The sequence below is a fragment of the Collinsella aerofaciens genome, assembly GCF_032584215.1.
In the GTDB taxonomy this organism is placed as follows: Bacteria; Actinomycetota; Coriobacteriia; order Coriobacteriales; family Coriobacteriaceae; genus Collinsella.
This window is the reverse complement of the sequence record NZ_JAWHPN010000076.1, coordinates 1-698: the sequence shown is the minus strand read 5'-3', so window position 1 is coordinate 698 and position 698 is coordinate 1. Positions and strand designations below refer to the sequence as shown.

Annotated in this window: 2 protein-coding genes; both read right to left on the bottom strand. The window is 61.2% G+C overall.

The features are described 5' to 3' along the window. Positions 1–169: AAA family ATPase (locus RX395_RS10305; protein WP_394815238.1), on the bottom strand; the 169-nt coding region annotated here is incomplete at its 3' end. Positions 170–182: 13 nt separating this feature from the next. Continuing rightward, positions 183–698 (bottom strand): hypothetical protein (locus RX395_RS09810; protein WP_316367290.1); only part of this gene is annotated, 516 nt, incomplete at its 5' end.

The window sequence follows — 698 nt, the reverse complement described above, 5'->3', positions numbered from 1 at the left end:
CTCCGGTGATGGCGTAGGAAATCGCGTCCGCAATGGTGCTTTTCCCCTGGGCATTGTGGCCGAAAATTGCGTTCATGGGACCAAACGAAAAGCTGCGTTCTTCCGCAAAGCACTTGAAGCCCGATACCTTCAGGGATGAGATCTCAAACTGCTTGATCGGTTTTACCATAATGCAAAACTCCTTATGCTGCGTTTTCTTCCGGTGAGCCCACAATTTGATACGATTCCAGTATATAGAGGACTACACCGCCCTTGTTCTGCGTAGTGATCTGCGCATCGGAGAGCAAAACGCCCGGTGCAATTCTGGTATCCAGCTCCCGAAGATATGCCTGGAACACAGAATTGTTCTCGTCCGCCAGCTGGAGACTGAGACGCTGCCCGCCGTTGATGGTGTTTTTCAGCCGTGCCCCAGTGACCAGAAGGCAGCCTCTAGGAATCGGCCGGCTGCCCTGGCCCTGCTGCGGGCGTTGCTGGGCGCCCTGCGGGGGCGTCTGATACTGGCCCTGGGGCTGTGCGGGCGGTCTGCCCTGGCCCTGCTGTGGGTATTGCTGAGCGCCCTGTGGGGGTGCCTGATACCGGCCCTGGGGCTGCGCGGGTGGTCTGCCCTGACCCTGTTGTGGGCGCTGCTGGGCGCCCTGCGGGGGCGCCTGGTACTGGCCCTGGGGCTGCGCGGGCGGTCTGCCCTGGCCCTGCTGTGG